The organism is Desulfacinum hydrothermale DSM 13146 (assembly GCF_900176285.1).
GTDB classification, from domain to species: Bacteria; Desulfobacterota; Syntrophobacteria; order Syntrophobacterales; family DSM-9756; genus Desulfacinum; species Desulfacinum hydrothermale.
On sequence record NZ_FWXF01000001.1, the window covers coordinates 122039 to 137859 of the forward strand.

The following is a 15821-nucleotide window of genomic DNA, read 5'->3' on the forward strand; positions in this document are numbered from 1 at the left end:
GAGGGACGTGCCGGGGTGTGGGGCGGCCTTCCCCATGGTCAGAGGGAGGAGGAAGCCAGCTCATAGCGGCGGACTTTGGGATCGGGTCGGAGGGTGGCCACCACCATGAAGAGCTTGTTTTGCACTCCGAGCTTTGCCGCCAGCTTCTTCGGGATTTCCAGTTCCTGGACCTGGCAGGGCTGCTTTCGAAGGAGCCGGTCGTTGCCGTCATAGAGCAGCACATGGAACCGGCGGTTTTTGAGATCCGCCGCCCCGCTGAGCAGGTATTGGACCACCAGGACCGCCCCGTCGCCCTTGAGCCGCATCCATTCGGCGAAGTCGCCCTGGGGGTGCATCGTGGTCCGGTACAGGCGCACCGAACCGGGCCGGGCCTTGGGACGCTCCATTCCGCCCAAGAGGCCGGCGGCTTCTTCAGGAGACAGGTCCTCCAGGTCGGCCTGGGGCATGGCTTCACGGACCAACCGGATCAGGGCTTCCTCTTCCTTGGGTCCCGCATTGAGATAGACGTCGGCCTTGGCTTGTGTCTCGTCCATGGAGACCTCTCGGGTTGCCACCACCTCTTCGATCCGGGCGATCTGCGCCTTGGGGATGCCTGCCACGCCGCCCGGGATCTCGAAGAAGACGGTGGTCCCCTTTTCCCAGCAGTAGGGGACCTCCACCCGGTTTCCGTCCCTGAGGGTGATGCGGAAGGTGGCCGCCTGCGCATACCCGGTGGCGAGCAGGCCGAGCATCAGGATCACGCATGCCGCGCTCACACCAAGCCTTGCCTTTCGTCCCAGCCCTTTCATGGATCGTGCCTCCTTTTCGTGCCCCTTGCGCCTCCGCGCGGCCCCCGGCAAAGAATGCCGGCGCCGGGCGGGCACATTTGCCGTTGCAGCCTTATTTTGCTATAGACAGTTTCGTTGACGAAGACGAACCCGAGTGTGCCAAATTTTGGATGAAAAGGCCAACCGCAATGTGGGACCGGCCATGTGATACCATCTTTTCACCTTTATGGAGGAGCAAAAACGAGTGCTGAAGCGAATCATCCACTTTTTCCGTAATCTCTTTCAGGCCCCGTCCCGGGACGCCTCCGAAACTCCCCCCGGCGCTGTCGTCGAGCCACCCAAAGCTGCCGTTGAGCCACCCAAAGCCGCTCCCGAAGATCCACCGCCTCTGCTCCAAGCGCGCAAGGCTCGAAGTGACGTGGGCCAGGGCCTGCCCTTCGCCGAACTGAACCTGGCACCGGAGGTTTTGAGGGGCTTGCATGAGGCGGGCTATGTCCGCTGCACCCCCATCCAGGAAAAGTCGCTTCCCATCGCCCTGGAGGGCAAAGACCTGGCGGCCCAAGCCCAGACCGGAAGCGGCAAGACGGCTGTTTTCCTGGTGACCATCTTTCAAAAGCTTGGCCGGCAGGAGAATCTGGCGGATACGAGCCATGCCCTGATCCTGGCACCCACCCGGGAGCTGGCCTTGCAGATTCAGGCGGATGCCGAGCTGCTGGGCCGATACCTACCCCTGCGCACCGTGGCCATCTACGGCGGGGTGGGCTACAACGCCCAGGTGGAGGCGCTCAAACAGGGCGCTCACATCGTGATCGCCACCCCCGGCCGACTCATTGATCTGATGAAGCAGGGGATCTTTCGTCCCCACGACGTGTCCATGCTTGTGATCGACGAGGCCGATCGCATGCTGGACATGGGCTTCGTCAAGGACCTGCGCTACATCATGCGCAAGCTCCCTCCCTATAGTCGTCGGCAGACCCTGCTTTTTTCTGCAACACTTTCTTTGCGCGTGCTGGAACTGACCTACCAGTATATGAACGTGCCGGAGGAGGTGGTCGTCAACCCGGAACAGCTGGTGGTGGAAACGGTGCACCAGGAATTGTACCATGTGGGACGGCCCGAAAAGTTTTCCCTGCTGTTGGGACTGCTGGGAAGAGAGAAGCCGGAGCGCGCCCTGATCTTTTGCAATACCAAGGCGCAGACCAGCTGGGTGGCCGACCGCCTGGGTGGAAACGGCTACCAGGCCCGGGCCATCACGGGGGATCTGCCCCAGGCTCGCCGCATCAAGCTCCTGGAGAGGTTCAAGGCCGGCCAGATTCAGATCCTGGTGGCCACCGATGTGGCGTCCCGGGGCCTGCACGTGGAGGACGTGACCCACGTGTTCAACTACGACGTGCCCCAGGATCCCGAGGAATTCGTCCACCGCATCGGACGCACGGCGCGGGCCGGCAAGGAAGGGCGGGCCATCACGCTGTGCTGCGAAGACGACGTGTACGCCCTGGAAAATGTGGAGAAGCTCCTGGGGAACAAGATTCCCGTCGTTTGGGCGGACGACGACCTGTTTGTGGCTGACAAAGCCAAGAAAAGACGGACGAGACGGCCGCCGCGGAAAAAGAGGTCCGGCTCCGGGCCCAAGGACACCAAGGCCAAGCAAGAGACCACCCCCGAAGCCAAGCGCAGGCGACGACGGCCTCGCAAGAAAAGGAAGCCCAAAGGAAAGAATGCTACCCATTCCAGCTAGAAGCTTGTGCGAAAACGCTGGGAATGCATGCCTTGCTCGTAGCGCAGGCCTTTGGGGTTGCGGAAGAGCCTTCCGTCGTGGCGTGGGCTATCGGTTCCTGTATGTCCCCGCAGGCCTGCCTGAACGCTCAAGGGTCGGTCCCTCCCACAAAGCACCATGCCATAGTCCGGCGAAAATGGGGTTTCTGCTCCCCCTGGTGCGCCCAGGGGCGGCTTGGGCGGGGGCGGCGGAAATCACATTGCATGGCGTTCGCCTGCAAAGGGCTGTGGGAGGCTTCTCGGACGACCTTCCGGACGGGGAAGGGATCCGGCGTTGGGAGCTGGGAGCGGGCCGGCGATCTTTCATGTGGTAACGGTTTGTAAACAAGAGGAAGGAGACGACATGAACATCTTTATCTCCGGGTCCCTGGCCTACGATCGCATCATGGACTTTCCAGGGCACTTTGCCGATCACATTCTGCCCAACAAGATCCACATGCTCAACGTGTGTTTCAATATCAACGGGCTGGTGGAAAAGTTCGGGGGAACCGCCGGGAACATCGCCTACACCCTGGCGCTCCTGGGCGAAAAGCCGGCCATCGTGGCCGCGGCCGGAGACGACTTCGACCGCTATGAACGGTGGCTGGACACCAACGGCCTGCCTCGAACGTGGATCAAGAGAATCCCGGATGTGCTCACCGCGGGCGCCTACATCACCACCGACCTGAATGACAACCAGATCACGGCGTTCAATCCGGGGGCCATGGCCTTCGAGGCGGATCTTCCCACCCTGGACGATGGGGCGCTGCCCGCCCTGGTGCACATCGGTCCGGGCAACAAAAACGACATGCAAGGCCTGGCCGAGCGCTGCCGTCGGGCCCAGGTGCCCTTTGTGTTCGACCCGGGCCAGAGCCTCAATATCTGGACAGGCGAGGAAATCGCCCGGGCGGTCCAGGGGGCGCTCTGTTTCATTTCCAACGAATACGAACTGAGCCATTTCTTGAAGATGACCGGGTGGCGCCGAGAAGATCTGGAACGGCGGGTTTCCATGGTGGTGGTCACGCGGGGACCGGAAGGCAGCGTGTTGCGCCTGGAAGGCCAGGAGACCCTTGTGCCGGCGGCGGTCCCACGCCAGGTGGTGGATCCCACGGGGGCGGGCGACGCGTACCGGGGAGGCTTCCTGAAAGGATTGGCGGCCGGAAAGGATCCGCTGGTGTGCTGCCAGCTGGGCAGCGTGGCGGCATCTTTCGCCGTGGAATGCCACGGGACCCAGGAGCATGTCTTCAGTGCACAGGACTTTGGCGCACGCTACCAGGCCCATTTCGGCCCGCTGGAAGGGGATCTCCTTTCACGGCGCCAAACGAAGGACTGAAGGCCACGGCGGGGCGGCCTGCGAGATGTCCGATGAGTCAACGTTATCAACTGAACGAGGACATGGACATGGGGGGTGGCCGCTTGACGCACGTTTCGGCTAAAAACCACCCGAGAGGAGCGCGAAATCCGCAATGCACTCATTCTCAGGCCCGTCAGGGCATCCGCGGGCCGTCTCATGCGGGATGGGGCCCTGCGGAGCGCGCCTCTCGGCGCTTCTGCAGAAGAGAACCCACGAGATCTTCCATTTGGCAGCGCGTGCGTTCCCAAACGCTCGTCTGAGGTTCCAGAGCAGCCCGTATGCGCATCAGTTCCCCGCCTTTGTGCGGATCTTCCTTCCATGTCGCGCGGAGCCCTGTGCTTGGGTTAACGGGATCGGCTGCAGGTGGCCGGGGCATCCCCGGGGAGCGGGCGGCCGCGTCAGCACCGGTAGAGCCACGAAAAGGAGACAAATTCCCAGTCCTTTGAGCCCTGGTCTTGAGGCACACAGAAAACCGTGGAAGGCACTTCCCCTCTTCCCACGTCAAACGGCAAGCGACGGCCCAGGTATCAAGTGGGGGCAATGGTGAGCCTCCTGGGGCGTGGGGAGGCCATCCGCCCATTCACCGACCCCGGGGAGGCTCGTCTTCCACCCACCTCCAGAGTATGCTAATCTTCCTGCATCCGAAAACAGACCCCAGGGGAGAGCCATGGGAAGCTATGATGCTGCGGTGAAGGTCATCTTGGGCCACTGCCGGCAGGCCGCCCTGGAATATTTCCTGGGCCTCCAGGTGGAGGGATCCGAGATCCTTGAATTGCCCCAGGAAACTGCCACTTTTAGGCGGAGCGATTTTCCCATCAGGGTCCGGACTTCCGATGGCCGGGTATTCGTGGTGCTCCTGGAGGTGCAGAGCCGTTGGGAGCGTGACCTTCCCCTGAGGCTTCTGGAATACGACGCACGCTATCGGCTCAAGACGGGGTTATCGGTACTTCCCGCCGTCTTGCTCCTCACTCCCAGCAGGGCCGTGGTGGAGAGGTTCGAAGATGGGGGGCTTCGGTATGCGTTTCGGGTCATTTCCCTTGCGGCCATGGATGCCAGGGAGGTCTTGGACAAAGGCGATCCCTGTCTTTTCCCTTTTGTGGCTCTCATGAAGGGGGGGAGTTGAGGTATTTGATGAGGCTGAGCGGTCCCTTACAGATGCGCTGCCGGCCGGACCTGAAAGGGCGGATCTCCTAACCTGCATGGCCTTGTTGTCGGGGTTGGTGTCAAAGGAGTTGCCTCAAAGGCTTTTGAGCAGGAGGAAGGATATCATGATGGAGTCAGTGGCCTACGAGATGATCAAAAAAGAAGGCTATGAGGAAGGGCTGCAACGGGGTATGCAGCAGGGCATGCAGCAGGGCATGCAACAGGGCATGCAGCAGGGCATGCAGCAGGGCTTACAGCAGGGCATGCTGGCGGACGCCCGGGAGATGGTGCTGGAGGCACTGGATGAGCGTTTCGGGCTGATCCCCCGGGATCTGGAAGAGCGGATCATGGCCATCGATTCGCGAAGGCAGATCAAGGGATTACTGCGGCACGCCCTGCGGGCTCAATCGCTCGATGAGTTCCGCAAGGCCCTCAGCTGACCGTGAACCCGGGCCTCCCCCTCATGGTGAGGCGCCGACGCCGCAACCCCTTTCGAGACGGGGCCGGTGACGCGTCAAAACCGTGCCATCCCGCGCGCCGACCCGAAAGCCAGTCATGGGCAGGCCCTGTGCAATGACCGGCTCCGCTCTTAGGGGCCCACCGGTGAGCTTCCATGCCCCGTCGAGCCGAGTACCGCTCCCTCCGCTTTTGGGCATCCTTGAAGTCGTTGACAGCCTGTGTGGTAAGGAGCACCCATTCCATGGGAGTGGAATCGCTTCCAAGCAGGACGTCCTTCTGCTGGAAGTACAAAGCATCCGCGGGACCATACGGTCCTTGGAATCCTTGCTGTGGCGGCTCTTGGTACGCTCAATCTCAGTGGACCCAATTGAGACAAATCGCACTCAGTGTTGGGAACACGGATCACTGCGAGAGGATTCCTCCACCCTTGAAGGCCACGGGGCTTTTCCCTTTCGGCTAGCCCAACGAACCCACGCCAATCCCGTTTCGCCAAAGACGTTGCGGCGACTCATATCTGGGAGCCGATCCTTTGGGGGACAGCAAGGGGGCCACTGGCGCACAGGCCGGGAAAGCTCATGGCACCAGATCCCGGATTTTCCGTTCCGTCTCGGGCAAACCCTCAGGCCGACTGCCGGCCGGGACTTTTCGGTGGGCCTGGAACGGATAGATCTTTTGACGGCTGACCCATGAAGCCCGCCTGGGGACGGCAGCAGGCCTACTGGGTGAGGAGCTGGCGTTGGCGCAGCTCCTTGATCTGGTCCCGCAGGGCCGCCGCCTTTTCGAATTCCAGGGCCGCCGCCGCTTCTTTCATGTGCTTTTCCAAAGCCGCGATGCGCTCGTCCAGGGAATCTCCACCGCTTTGAAAGAGAGCCCGCGCCTCTTCCGCCAGCTCGTCGGAGACAAAGGCCTCTTCCCTCGGACGATATTCCGCCAGGATGTCCGGGATCTCCTTTTGGATCGTGTGGGGGGTGATGCCGTGGGCCTCGTTGTAGGCGAGCTGGATGGAGCGGCGCCGCTCCGTCTCTTCCACCGCCCGCCGGATGGACTCGGTCATGTGATTGGCATAGAGAAGGACTGTTCCCGCCACATTTCGGGCCGCTCGTCCCGCCGTCTGGATGAGCGATCGCTCCGAGCGCAGAAAGCCTTCGTTGTCCGCGTCCAGGATGGCCACCAGCGAGACTTCCGGGATGTCCAGCCCCTCCCGCAGCAGGTTGATGCCCACCAGCACATCGTATTCCCCCAATCGCAGGTCCCGCACCAACTCGATCCGTTCCAGGGTGTCGATGTCCGAATGCATGTAGCGGACGCGGATGTGGAGTTCGGCCAGGTATTCGGTGAGGTCTTCCGCCATGCGTTTGGTGAGGGTGGTCACCAGGACCCTTTGGCCCGCCGCCACCCGTTTGCGGATCTCTGCGATCAGATCGTCCACCTGGTGATCGGCCGGGCGGACTTCCACCTTAGGATCCACCAGGCCTGTGGGGCGGATGATCTGTTCCACCACGTGGGGACCGGAGCGCTCCAGTTCATGGGGCCCCGGTGTGGCGGAGACGTAGATCACCTGATGGACCTTGGCTTCAAATTCCTCGAACGACAGGGGGCGGTTGTCCAGGGCGGACGGCAGGCGGAAGCCGTAGCGCACCAGGGTTTCTTTGCGGGAGCGGTCCCCCCGGTACATGCCCCTGATCTGGGGGACGGTGATGTGGCTCTCGTCGATGAAGAGCAGGAAATCGTCGGGGAAGTATTCGAGCAGTGTGGGGGGCGGTTCGCCGGGGCGCCGGCCCGTCAGGTGCCGGGAATAGTTTTCGATACCCGGGCAGTAGCCCAGCTCCTTGAGCATTTCCAGATCGAGTCGGGTGCGCTCTTCCAGACGCTGGGCCTCCACCAGTTTGCCGGCCGCCCGCAGTTCGTCCAGCCGCACGGACAGCTCTTCCTGGATGGACTTGATGGCCCGTTCCAGGGTGGCTCGGTCCGTCACGTAGTGGCTTCCGGGATAGACGGCCACTTCGTTTAGGGTTCGAAAAGTGCGACCGGTGAGGGGGTCGAATTCCTTGATCACATCCACCTCGTCGCCGAAGAATTCGATCCGCACGGCCCGATCTTCTTCGTGGGCCGGAAAGACTTCCACCACGTCCCCGCGCACCCGGAAGGTGCCGCGGTGGAAATCCACGTCGTTGCGTTCGTAGTGGATCTCCACCAGCTTGCGGAGAACGGCGTCCCGATCCGCTTCCATTCCCGTTTTGAGCCACAAGAGCATGTCCCGGTAGGTTTCCGGTGCTCCCAGACCGTAGATGCACGAAACGCTGGCCACGATGATCACGTCCCGTCGCTCCAGCAGGGCCCGAGTGGCGGAATGGCGCATCTTGTCGATGGTTTCGTTGATGGAGGCATCCTTGGCGATGTAGGTGTCGGTCTGAGGCAGGTAGGCTTCCGGTTGATAGTAGTCGTAGTAGGAGACAAAATACTCTACGGCGTTTTCCGGGAAAAAGGCTTTGAATTCCCCGTAGAGTTGAGCGGCCAGGGTCTTATTGGGGGCGATCACCAGCGTGGGACGTTCCATCTGCTGGATCACATGGGCCATGGTGAAGGTCTTGCCCGATCCCGTGACGCCCAGCAGGGTTTGTTCCCGCACTCCACCGTGGACGTTTCGGACCAGGGTCTGGATGGCCTGGGGCTGGTCCCCCGTGGGATCCCAGTCCGCCTTCAACCGAAAGATGCTCATGGAAAATGGACTCCTTGCTGTGGTGGTCGAGCCATAAGTAAGGGTCGGATCCGCGGGGTGTCAAGCTTCGGTTGACCCGGGGCGCAGGCCGATCTTCCAATGGAAGGCAGGGTCGCCTGGAAGGTCGACCGCTCCCCCCGCGTTCTCTTTTTCAAGGCCCACAGGACGGCGCTCCGCGGGACTTTTCCCGCAGAAACCTTCCCAGCGGCTCGGATCACCGGAAGGAATCACCCGGGGAATGCCCTGGGGGCGGCCTTGGTCCTGGGCGCGGGAATGGTTAGATTTGGTTTCATGGAGAAGAATGTCCCGTTGAATGGCTTGGAGAGGGCACGACCAATAAGGGAGGAAAATCGATGGGGGACAAGAAGGCGTTGGTTTTGGTGGAGGATCTGTATCAGGAACTGGAGGTCTGGTATCCCCTGCTGCGACTGCGGGAGGCGGGCGTTCAGGCGGCCACCGTGGCTCCGGAAAAGGGCAAAACCTACAAGAGCAAACTGGGCTATCCCGTGACAGCGGATCTGGCGGCCCACCAGGTGTCCGCCGCCGACTGGGACGCGGTGATCATCCCCGGCGGTTATTCCCCGGATCTCATGCGCCGACACGCCCCCATGGTCCGGTTGGTTCGCGATGCCTACGAGGCGGGCAAGGTGGTGGCTGCCATCTGCCACGGAGGATGGATGCTGGCCTCGGCCGATATCCTCAAGGGCAAGAAGGCCACCTGCTTTTTTGCCATCCGTGACGACCTGGTGCACGCCGGGGCCCAATACCTGGACCAGGAAGTGGTGGTGGACGGAAACCTCATCACTTCGCGCACTCCCGATGACCTGCCGGCTTTCATGAAGGCCGTGCTGGAAAGGATCTAGCCGGGGGCGGGGCGCCCCGCGGACAGCCGGTGCCTGAAGAACAGGTCGCCCACGGCCGCGCGCCCCTCCCGTACCCATCCGTCGGAACGGGTTCGCAACCCGGCCCGACGCGGCGGCCCGTATGTGATGCGTGGCACGAGGTCACTTGTCACATGTGCGCGTGGGGGGGGTAGGCTACATCAAAGCGTGTATCCTCTCTGGCCCATGGAAGAGGCGTCTCCAGAGCAAAGGAGTGGCCATGAAAACCGTCGTCGTTCCGTCCGCCGCCGATCGAAAGTCCATCAATCAGGCAATCCGCGCCGAAATCAACCTGTGCTACACGTGCGGGTCCTGTGCCAGCGAATGCCCCATCAACAGGGCCACCAACCGACTGCACCCCCGTGTGTTGGTGTGGATGGCGAATCTGGGGCTGATCGAGGAGCTGGTGGAGCTGCCGGAGATCTGGTTCTGCCTGGCCTGCCGCCGGTGTTCCAACGCCTGCCCCATGACGGTCAAGCCCGCCATGCTCATCGCCCACCTGCGTTGGGAGGCGGTGCGCCGGGGTGTGGTGTCCCCCCAGGTGGCTTTGCAGTGGCGGGAGCTGCAGGCCCGGCTCCATGAGGAACGCCACCATGTCTTGGCCCGACTCGCCTCCGGCGAAACATCCACCGGGCAGGATGTGGGGGGGGAAGGGAGCATGGTCTCGGACCGCGGGCTTGGGGAGTCGGCCTCCTTTTTCGACGGCTATCCGACCCACCTCACATCCTGCTTTGCCTGCGGCGAATGCAGCAGTGCCTGTCCCGTGTGCCACGACCGGAAGATCTTCGATCCGCTCTTTCTTTTCCGATCCGCCCTGCTGGGAGATCCCTCCTCCCTTCTCCAATCCCCGGCCTTGTGGTTGTGTGTTCAATGCCAGAGCTGCACCGAAGCGTGCAGCCAGGGGGTTCGAGGGCACCTGGTCATCCGGAGGTTGCGCCAGCTTGCGGAGGGACAGGGGTGGATTTCCACCGGGTTGCTGGAACAATGGCGCCAGGAGGACCGGCGCCTTCTGCTCGCCCACGTGGAGTGTGTGGAGGATCTCCTCCAACGGCGATGAAACCCTAGGTTTTCGGGAAGGGTTCTGGACGTGGAAAGGGGTGCGCGGGAGGTCCGTCGTGGTTAATTTAACCAAGAAGAAACGCCGAGAGGTGTGGCGTGAGGGGGCAAAGGGCCAGGAGGTCCATCCAACACATTCCGTCATGCAGGCCCCACGATTCACCGCACCTGACGGGCCGTTGCATCAAAAGGGCGGGACGAGATCCCGCCGAAGGTTCCCACAGGGAGGTGCCCCATGACCAACGAAAAGAAACAAGACGATCTGCTCCCCGGTCTCGGTTGCGCCCCGCCGCTGGACAGTGAGGGAAACCCCTATGGCTGTGCGGAGCGAAAGACCGTCTTCACGGTGAAAGAAGAAAAAGTGCTGCAAAGGATCCTGGCCGTCAAGGAAGAGGCCCGCCAGGTGAAATCCCGGCTGAAGGAATTGTCTTCCCATGAACCGGGCGACCAGGCGCTGCGAACCCAACTGGAAACGAGGCTCCAGGAGCTGAAGGCGTTGCGGGAGGAATTGGAAGCGGAACGCGAAGCAACCTTCCGGGAGCGGATGGAGCTGCTCGGGCATAGGTAGAGGGACGCTGGGAGGCCTTTTCGGTCCTTGGATGGAAGTCCTTTTCCACCGCGGCTTTCCCTCCATGGAAAATCCATAAGGGTGCGCAAGGGATGGGGTCCCCGCTTCGGCGGGGATTTTTTGTTTGGATTTCCGGTGGGCCGATGTCTATCTTTCGCCGCGATCTTGTCCCGTCTGCTTTGAACCTCCCACCGCCAATACCTAAAGCCTCCGGGTTAGGTCGATGCTTTTCCCTTCCCCAAATACCTGCCCAACTACCAGCGCCCTGTTCAAAAGAGTCTGATTGACGTTAAAAATGTCTTGGAGTTCATAGGCATTTGAGGTTATACGTATGGAAAAGGTGTCTTGACAACTTGTGATGAAACCTCGGAGGGAAAGCTTATGGCGAAGAAGATTTTGGAGATGTGCGTACAAATCGTTACGGCCCAGGCCTCCGCTGCCGTTATGTCGACGGAAGAGATTGAAGAGGCCCTGAAGAAAACCTTCCAGACCCTGCAGGAACTTCAGACCAGGGAGGAATCCCAGGAGGCCCCGGTTTCGGAATGGCCGTCCGATGAGGCAAAGGAGCCGGCGGCTCGCGCGGCCATGGATCCGAAGAGTTCCATCGGGGAGAACAGTGTGGTCTGCCTGGAATGCGGGGCCGAATTCCGTCAGATAACCGCCAACCATCTGCGCAGTCACGGCCTCACGCCCCGGGAATACAAGAAGAAATGGGGTTTTCGTTTGAAGGATTCCCTGGCGGCCAAGGTGCTGACCAGGTCCCGGAGCGCAGCGGCCAAGAAGCGGGGGATTCCGGACAAGCTCAGGGAATATCACGAAGCCCGGCGCAAACAGAAAAAATAGTCGTCGGTAAACAACCAAGAATCGGGAAGGTCATGAGGGATTCGGCAGCCGCGGACAAGCGGGTGGAGGCTTTGAGGCGACTCTACCCGGAGGCTTCCCTGGAGCTGGTCTTTGACAATCCTTTTCAGCTCCTCATCTCCGTGATCCTCTCCGCCCAGTGCACGGACGCGCGGGTCAACCAGGTGACCCGCGTTCTCTTTTCCCGGTGCCCCACGCCCCAGGATATCCTGGCGCTGTCCCAGGAGGAACTGGAGGAGATGGTCCGCCCGACGGGATTCTTTCGAAACAAGGCCAAGGCGGTGCGGGCCTGCTGCCAGGAACTGGTGGACCGTTACGGCGGTCGGGTTCCTGGCACGCTGGAGGAGTTTGTCCGGCTGCCCGGAGTGGGGCGCAAGACGGCGGCCATGGTGCTGGGCAACGCTCTGGGCGTCCACGAGGGGATCGCGGTGGATACCCACGTCAAGAGGGTTTCCCAGCGACTGGGGCTGTCGTCGGCCAAGACGCCGGAAAAGATCGAAGCGGACCTTATGCAGCTTCTGCCCAGAGAGGATTGGACCTGGTTCAGCAACGCCCTCATCCTACATGGCAGAAGAGTTTGTAAGGCCCGAAAGCCGGACTGCCAGGCCTGTGGGTTGGCGCCGTGGTGTCCCTACCCGGACCAGGCGTGAGGCCGCGGCCATCGAGCCTTCTGTCGGCGCAGGGGCGGGTTCCCCACCCGTCCCACCAAGGCTCCAAAAAAGCCACAGGGCACAGTGGAATTTCAACTGGTTAGAAGCCTCCCGAAAGGCTGAAAGGCCATTGTCGGACAAGCTCCTGGGACGTCCATGGAAGACAGAGATCGAGCCAAGCAGGTGACCGCCGCCATCCTCTTGCGAGGGCGGGAGGTTTTCATCGCTCAGCGGCCCCCGGGGGATCGCCTGGCGTTTCGTTGGGAATTTCCCGGAGGGACCGTGGAAGAGGGAGAGACGCCGGAGGCGTGCCTGAAACGGGAGATGGAAGAAGAGTTCGGCATCCAGGTTCAGGTGCTTTCCTTCTTCGCCAGAAGTCTGTATCGCTACGACCATGGGCTGATTGATCTTCAAGCCTACCGGGTCCGCTGGACGGGAGGGCGCCTGCAGCCGCGGGTGCACGCAGCCGTGGCTTGGGTACCCATATCCCGGTTGGACCGCTACGATCTGGCGCCCGCCGACCGACCCTTTGTGCAGAAGCTTCGTTGTGAGCTTGACACCAAGAGAAAATAATCACTAGAATGCGCCTCCAGGATGGGGTCGGCTCGATAAATGCCCAAAGGGGCAAATCCAGCGAGGGAGAAACCGAAATGCGAGGCAAATGCGTTCTGTGTCTGGTGGCGGTGGTGGTGTTGGCCTGCGGCGTCCAATGGGTGAGGGCCCAGGAAGATGAGTTCGATATCCAATCCAGTATCTACGAACACCGCATGCCCTTGGTGCATTTCAACCATCTGGCCCACATGGACGACTACGGCTACGACTGCACCGAATGCCACCATGTCTACCAGGGCGGAGAGAACGTCTGGTCCGATCCGGACAGCGACCCCGTCACCTGCGAGGAATGCCACAACGAGCCCACCACCAAGAACGAAAAGCGCCTGCCTCTGCCCAAGCAGAAACTGAACCTGAAGCTCGCCTTTCACAACAATTGCATCGGATGTCACCGAAGCTACAACCATGAAAACAACGCGCAGGCGGCTCCCATCACCTGCCAGGGCTGTCATACCGAAAAGCCGTGATCCCATCGGTTTGAGATGAGGTGCCTTCTTACCCGGGCCGCCCCCGCGTGATATGGTGAAACAAAAACCATGACAACGGGGGGCGGCCCATGTGTTTGCACCAGAAAAGAACCTGTGCGTGCGGCCGGGAAGAGGCCTTTCTCTTTCACCGGGACAACGTGCTTCCGGAAGAGGTTCTGTTGGCCCTCTACTGTCCGGTCTGTGCCCGGGAGGTGGATTTCGACGCCTCCACCATGATCCGGGACGCCGGCTGGATCCTGGAGTACGACATGGAGGCGGCGCGCTTCTATCTGGCCCGGCGCACGAGCATGGCCCGGGTGAGCCCGGAGGTGATCTTCGATGGGGACTACTGCAGTTGGTACGGACTGACCCCAAGGGATCTGGAGGAGAGTGCGCGCCTGAATCGGGAATTGGAGCCGCTCAGGAAAAGGGACCTGAGAAGGTACATCGAGGAGATGCGCCTTCGGCGAAGCCGCCGCGTGGAGGAATTGAAAGCCCACGGTTGGAGGAAGGCTCTGCGATGAGCGGTTCCCGCGCGGAATATCTCTCGGGCACACGGGCTCTGGCGTCACGGCGCAGATTCAAGTTGGCCTCACATCCTGCCGATTATAAAGGGGAGACGACGAATCCCCCGGGAGGTGTGGGCCATGAGACGAGTCAATCCCTATCAAGTAGCCGCGTGGAAACTCATGCGGTATCCGTTTCGATTCTTTTTGGATCCCCAGGTGCACGGGGAGCCACACATCGCACGGGCTTTGGACATGCTCCGTGATAAGAAAACGGGGTTGGTGATCGCGGCCAACCACATCAGCGCCCTGGACCCCTTCTTCATCTGTGCGGTCATGCCTTTCCCTCTTCTGAAAGAGATGGGAGAGATCACCTTTCTGGCCAAGAAGCAGCTCTTTGACAGGCCTTTCAAGCGATGGGCCATGGAAAGGCTGGGGGCCGTGGACGTGAGGCAGCGCAGCACCCTGAAGCGGACCATCGGGCAGCTGCGGCGCGGGGACGTGGTCTTTCTCTTTCCCGAAGGCAGGGTCTCCCCCGACGGAACCATGGGCGAGGACCAGGGGGCGTTGCGCTTTTTCGCCAAGTTCACCTCGTTTGTGGTCCTGCCCGTGCTGATCCAAGGAATCTATGGGGGATTCCGAAAGGAATGGAAACCGGTCTTGGCCGGCCGTCGGCGTTTTCAGGTGCGTTTCGGCGAGCCCGTGTGTATTGAACGGGGCCGCCACGAATCCCTGGACGCCATGGCGATGATCCGCCGATTGGAGCCTTGCGCACCCGTGCGCGACGTGCTTTGTCGCGCCGCCTGAGAGGGCCGTTCCCGCTAGGGTCGGCCGAAGGGCCGGCCGTGGATGGGCGGCGGAAGCGAGCTCTCTCGGCCTCCCTGTCGCTGGATCGTCAGTTCCTCCTTGTCCGGCCCGATCCAATCGATCAGCTTGTCGGCACCGTAAGCAAGGCCTGCCAGCACCAGGAGCACCAGCAAGATCCGCTTGACCCAAATATCGAATCGAATCTTTTCTTTCAAACGGACCAGCCAAGGGTGGCGCAGCAGCTTGAGCCCAACCAGGAGAATCGCCAGCGGCAGGACCACCCGGACCAGGAGCAGTTTCGTAAACACCCTTCCGTCCTTTCCTTTCCACGAGTCACTGAGCTGAGGCCCGGGTGCTTCCGGGATCCCGCCAACCCTGAACGGGATCCATGATGGGTTCCACGGGCCGCGGTTGGAGCGCCCCAGGCCTTTCCTCTTGCCATGTGCCGGCCTGTGAGGCCGGAATGATTGTTTATATCATGGCGGGGTGCCGTGAAAAGGTCTTGCCCTGGGCCTTCAAAGCTTGGATAAACGAAAGGAGGCCGCCGTCCTCGTCTGAACGGGAAGATCAGGCGGTTCTATTCTTTTCCCTTTCCACTCAAGACAGCGAGCAGCCAAAAAGAGGAGGTATGGGTGCGCCTGGACGACAAACTGAAGAAGCTGGAACGGATCTACCAAGAATTCGAGACGAAGGCGGCCGATTACGTGCGCCGGGCGGTCTGTGGGCCGGGATGTGCCGAATGCTGCACCAACGTGGGAGAAATCGCCGTCACCACCCTGGAGGCCTATCGGATCTGGCTTTTTCTTCAGGGGCTTTCGGTCTTTCAGAGGCAGGCCATGGCCAAAAAGATCGAGGCCAACAGGGAAGAGAAGCGGCGAACCCTCCTGCTCCCGTGTCCCTTTTTGGATCCACACCGGATGTGTTCCATTTACGACGTGCGCCCTTTCAGTTGCCGGCGCCTCTATTCGGTGGAGCCATGCGCAAGGCGGGGGCCCGTGGTGCACAAGAATCTGTGGCAGTTGGCGGAAGAGACCACCCTGGCCATCCAGAAGCTGGACGAAACGGGCTATGCCGGCCATTTGAGCGCCGTTCTGGCCCTGCTGGACGATCCTTGCTTCCGGGACGACTACCTGAACGGTCGCTTCCGTCCGGATCTCCTGATGGAGCGATTGAGACTGGATGACCTCATGATCAATCGGGCGGTGGGGAGGTAGGC

17 protein-coding genes are annotated in these 15821 nt (G+C 61.4%); 14 read left to right on the plus strand and 3 right to left on the minus strand.

What is annotated here, in order from left to right; all coding sequences use genetic code 11:
* Positions 1-38 precede the first annotated feature (38 nt).
* Positions 39-788 carry a hypothetical protein gene (locus tag B9A12_RS00560; RefSeq protein WP_084055600.1) on the minus strand — a complete coding sequence of 250 codons (750 nt, stop codon included), beginning with the start codon at positions 786-788 and terminating at the stop codon, positions 39-41.
* Between the two features lie 223 nt (positions 789-1011).
* On the opposite strand from B9A12_RS00560, the gene B9A12_RS00565 reads away from it, so the two are divergent.
* The 4 genes from B9A12_RS00565 (at position 1012) to B9A12_RS16830 (ending at position 5459) form a co-directional block, all read left to right on the plus strand.
* Complete coding sequence (locus tag B9A12_RS00565) at positions 1012-2505, plus strand: DEAD/DEAH box helicase (RefSeq protein ID WP_212636775.1); 1494 nt, start codon at positions 1012-1014, stop codon at positions 2503-2505.
* Positions 2506-2886: 381 nt separating this feature from the next.
* Positions 2887-3855, plus strand: a complete 969-nt coding sequence (locus tag B9A12_RS00570) for a carbohydrate kinase family protein (protein WP_084055601.1) — start codon at positions 2887-2889, stop codon at positions 3853-3855.
* A 688-nt stretch (positions 3856-4543) separates the two neighbouring features.
* Positions 4544-4999 (plus strand): RpnC/YadD family protein, encoded by a 456-nt coding sequence (locus tag B9A12_RS00575; protein ID WP_084055602.1) that lies wholly within the window; start codon positions 4544-4546, stop codon positions 4997-4999.
* Between the two features lie 145 nt (positions 5000-5144).
* A complete protein-coding gene (locus B9A12_RS16830) occupies positions 5145-5459 on the plus strand; it encodes a hypothetical protein (protein WP_170920242.1) in 315 nt (104 codons plus the stop codon).
* 734 nt (positions 5460-6193) lie between these two features.
* Here B9A12_RS16830 and uvrB read toward each other — a convergent pair.
* A complete protein-coding gene (gene uvrB / locus B9A12_RS00585; RefSeq protein ID WP_084055603.1) occupies positions 6194-8197 on the minus strand; it encodes an excinuclease ABC subunit UvrB in 2004 nt (667 codons plus the stop codon).
* A 353-nt stretch (positions 8198-8550) separates the two neighbouring features.
* Between uvrB and B9A12_RS00590 the strand changes: the two genes are divergently transcribed.
* From B9A12_RS00590 to B9A12_RS00630, 9 genes are all read left to right on the plus strand, one after another.
* Positions 8551-9060, plus strand: a complete 510-nt coding sequence (locus B9A12_RS00590) for a type 1 glutamine amidotransferase domain-containing protein (protein ID WP_084055604.1) — start codon at positions 8551-8553, stop codon at positions 9058-9060.
* A gap of 238 nt (positions 9061-9298) precedes the next feature.
* Positions 9299-10135, plus strand: coding sequence for a 4Fe-4S dicluster domain-containing protein (locus B9A12_RS00595; RefSeq protein WP_084055605.1), 837 nt, complete (start codon positions 9299-9301; stop codon positions 10133-10135).
* 234 nt (positions 10136-10369) lie between these two features.
* Complete coding sequence (locus B9A12_RS00600) at positions 10370-10702, plus strand: hypothetical protein (RefSeq protein WP_084055606.1); 333 nt, start codon at positions 10370-10372, stop codon at positions 10700-10702.
* Positions 10703-11083: 381 nt separating this feature from the next.
* Complete coding sequence (locus tag B9A12_RS00605; protein ID WP_084055607.1) at positions 11084-11545, plus strand: MucR family transcriptional regulator; 462 nt, start codon at positions 11084-11086, stop codon at positions 11543-11545.
* A gap of 32 nt (positions 11546-11577) precedes the next feature.
* Positions 11578-12213 carry an endonuclease III gene (gene nth / locus B9A12_RS00610; protein ID WP_084055608.1) on the plus strand — a complete coding sequence of 212 codons (636 nt, stop codon included), beginning with the start codon at positions 11578-11580 and terminating at the stop codon, positions 12211-12213.
* Between the two features lie 156 nt (positions 12214-12369).
* A complete protein-coding gene (locus B9A12_RS00615) occupies positions 12370-12786 on the plus strand; it encodes a (deoxy)nucleoside triphosphate pyrophosphohydrolase (RefSeq protein WP_084055609.1) in 417 nt (138 codons plus the stop codon).
* Between the two features lie 77 nt (positions 12787-12863).
* Complete coding sequence (locus B9A12_RS00620; protein ID WP_170920243.1) at positions 12864-13292, plus strand: cytochrome c3 family protein; 429 nt, start codon at positions 12864-12866, stop codon at positions 13290-13292.
* A gap of 89 nt (positions 13293-13381) precedes the next feature.
* Complete coding sequence (locus tag B9A12_RS00625; protein ID WP_084055611.1) at positions 13382-13816, plus strand: hypothetical protein; 435 nt, start codon at positions 13382-13384, stop codon at positions 13814-13816.
* A gap of 123 nt (positions 13817-13939) precedes the next feature.
* Positions 13940-14605, plus strand: a complete 666-nt coding sequence (locus tag B9A12_RS00630; RefSeq protein WP_084055612.1) for a lysophospholipid acyltransferase family protein — start codon at positions 13940-13942, stop codon at positions 14603-14605.
* Positions 14606-14619: 14 nt separating this feature from the next.
* On the opposite strand, the gene B9A12_RS00635 is transcribed toward B9A12_RS00630, so the two are convergent.
* A complete protein-coding gene (locus tag B9A12_RS00635) occupies positions 14620-14913 on the minus strand; it encodes a hypothetical protein (protein WP_084055613.1) in 294 nt (97 codons plus the stop codon).
* Between the two features lie 324 nt (positions 14914-15237).
* Here B9A12_RS00635 and B9A12_RS00640 point away from each other — a divergent pair, with 324 nt between their 5' ends.
* The gene (locus tag B9A12_RS00640) at positions 15238-15819 is read left to right on the plus strand and encodes a YkgJ family cysteine cluster protein (RefSeq protein ID WP_170920244.1); all 582 of its coding nucleotides are present in this window, start codon (positions 15238-15240) and stop codon (positions 15817-15819) included.
* Positions 15820-15821 lie beyond the last annotated feature (2 nt).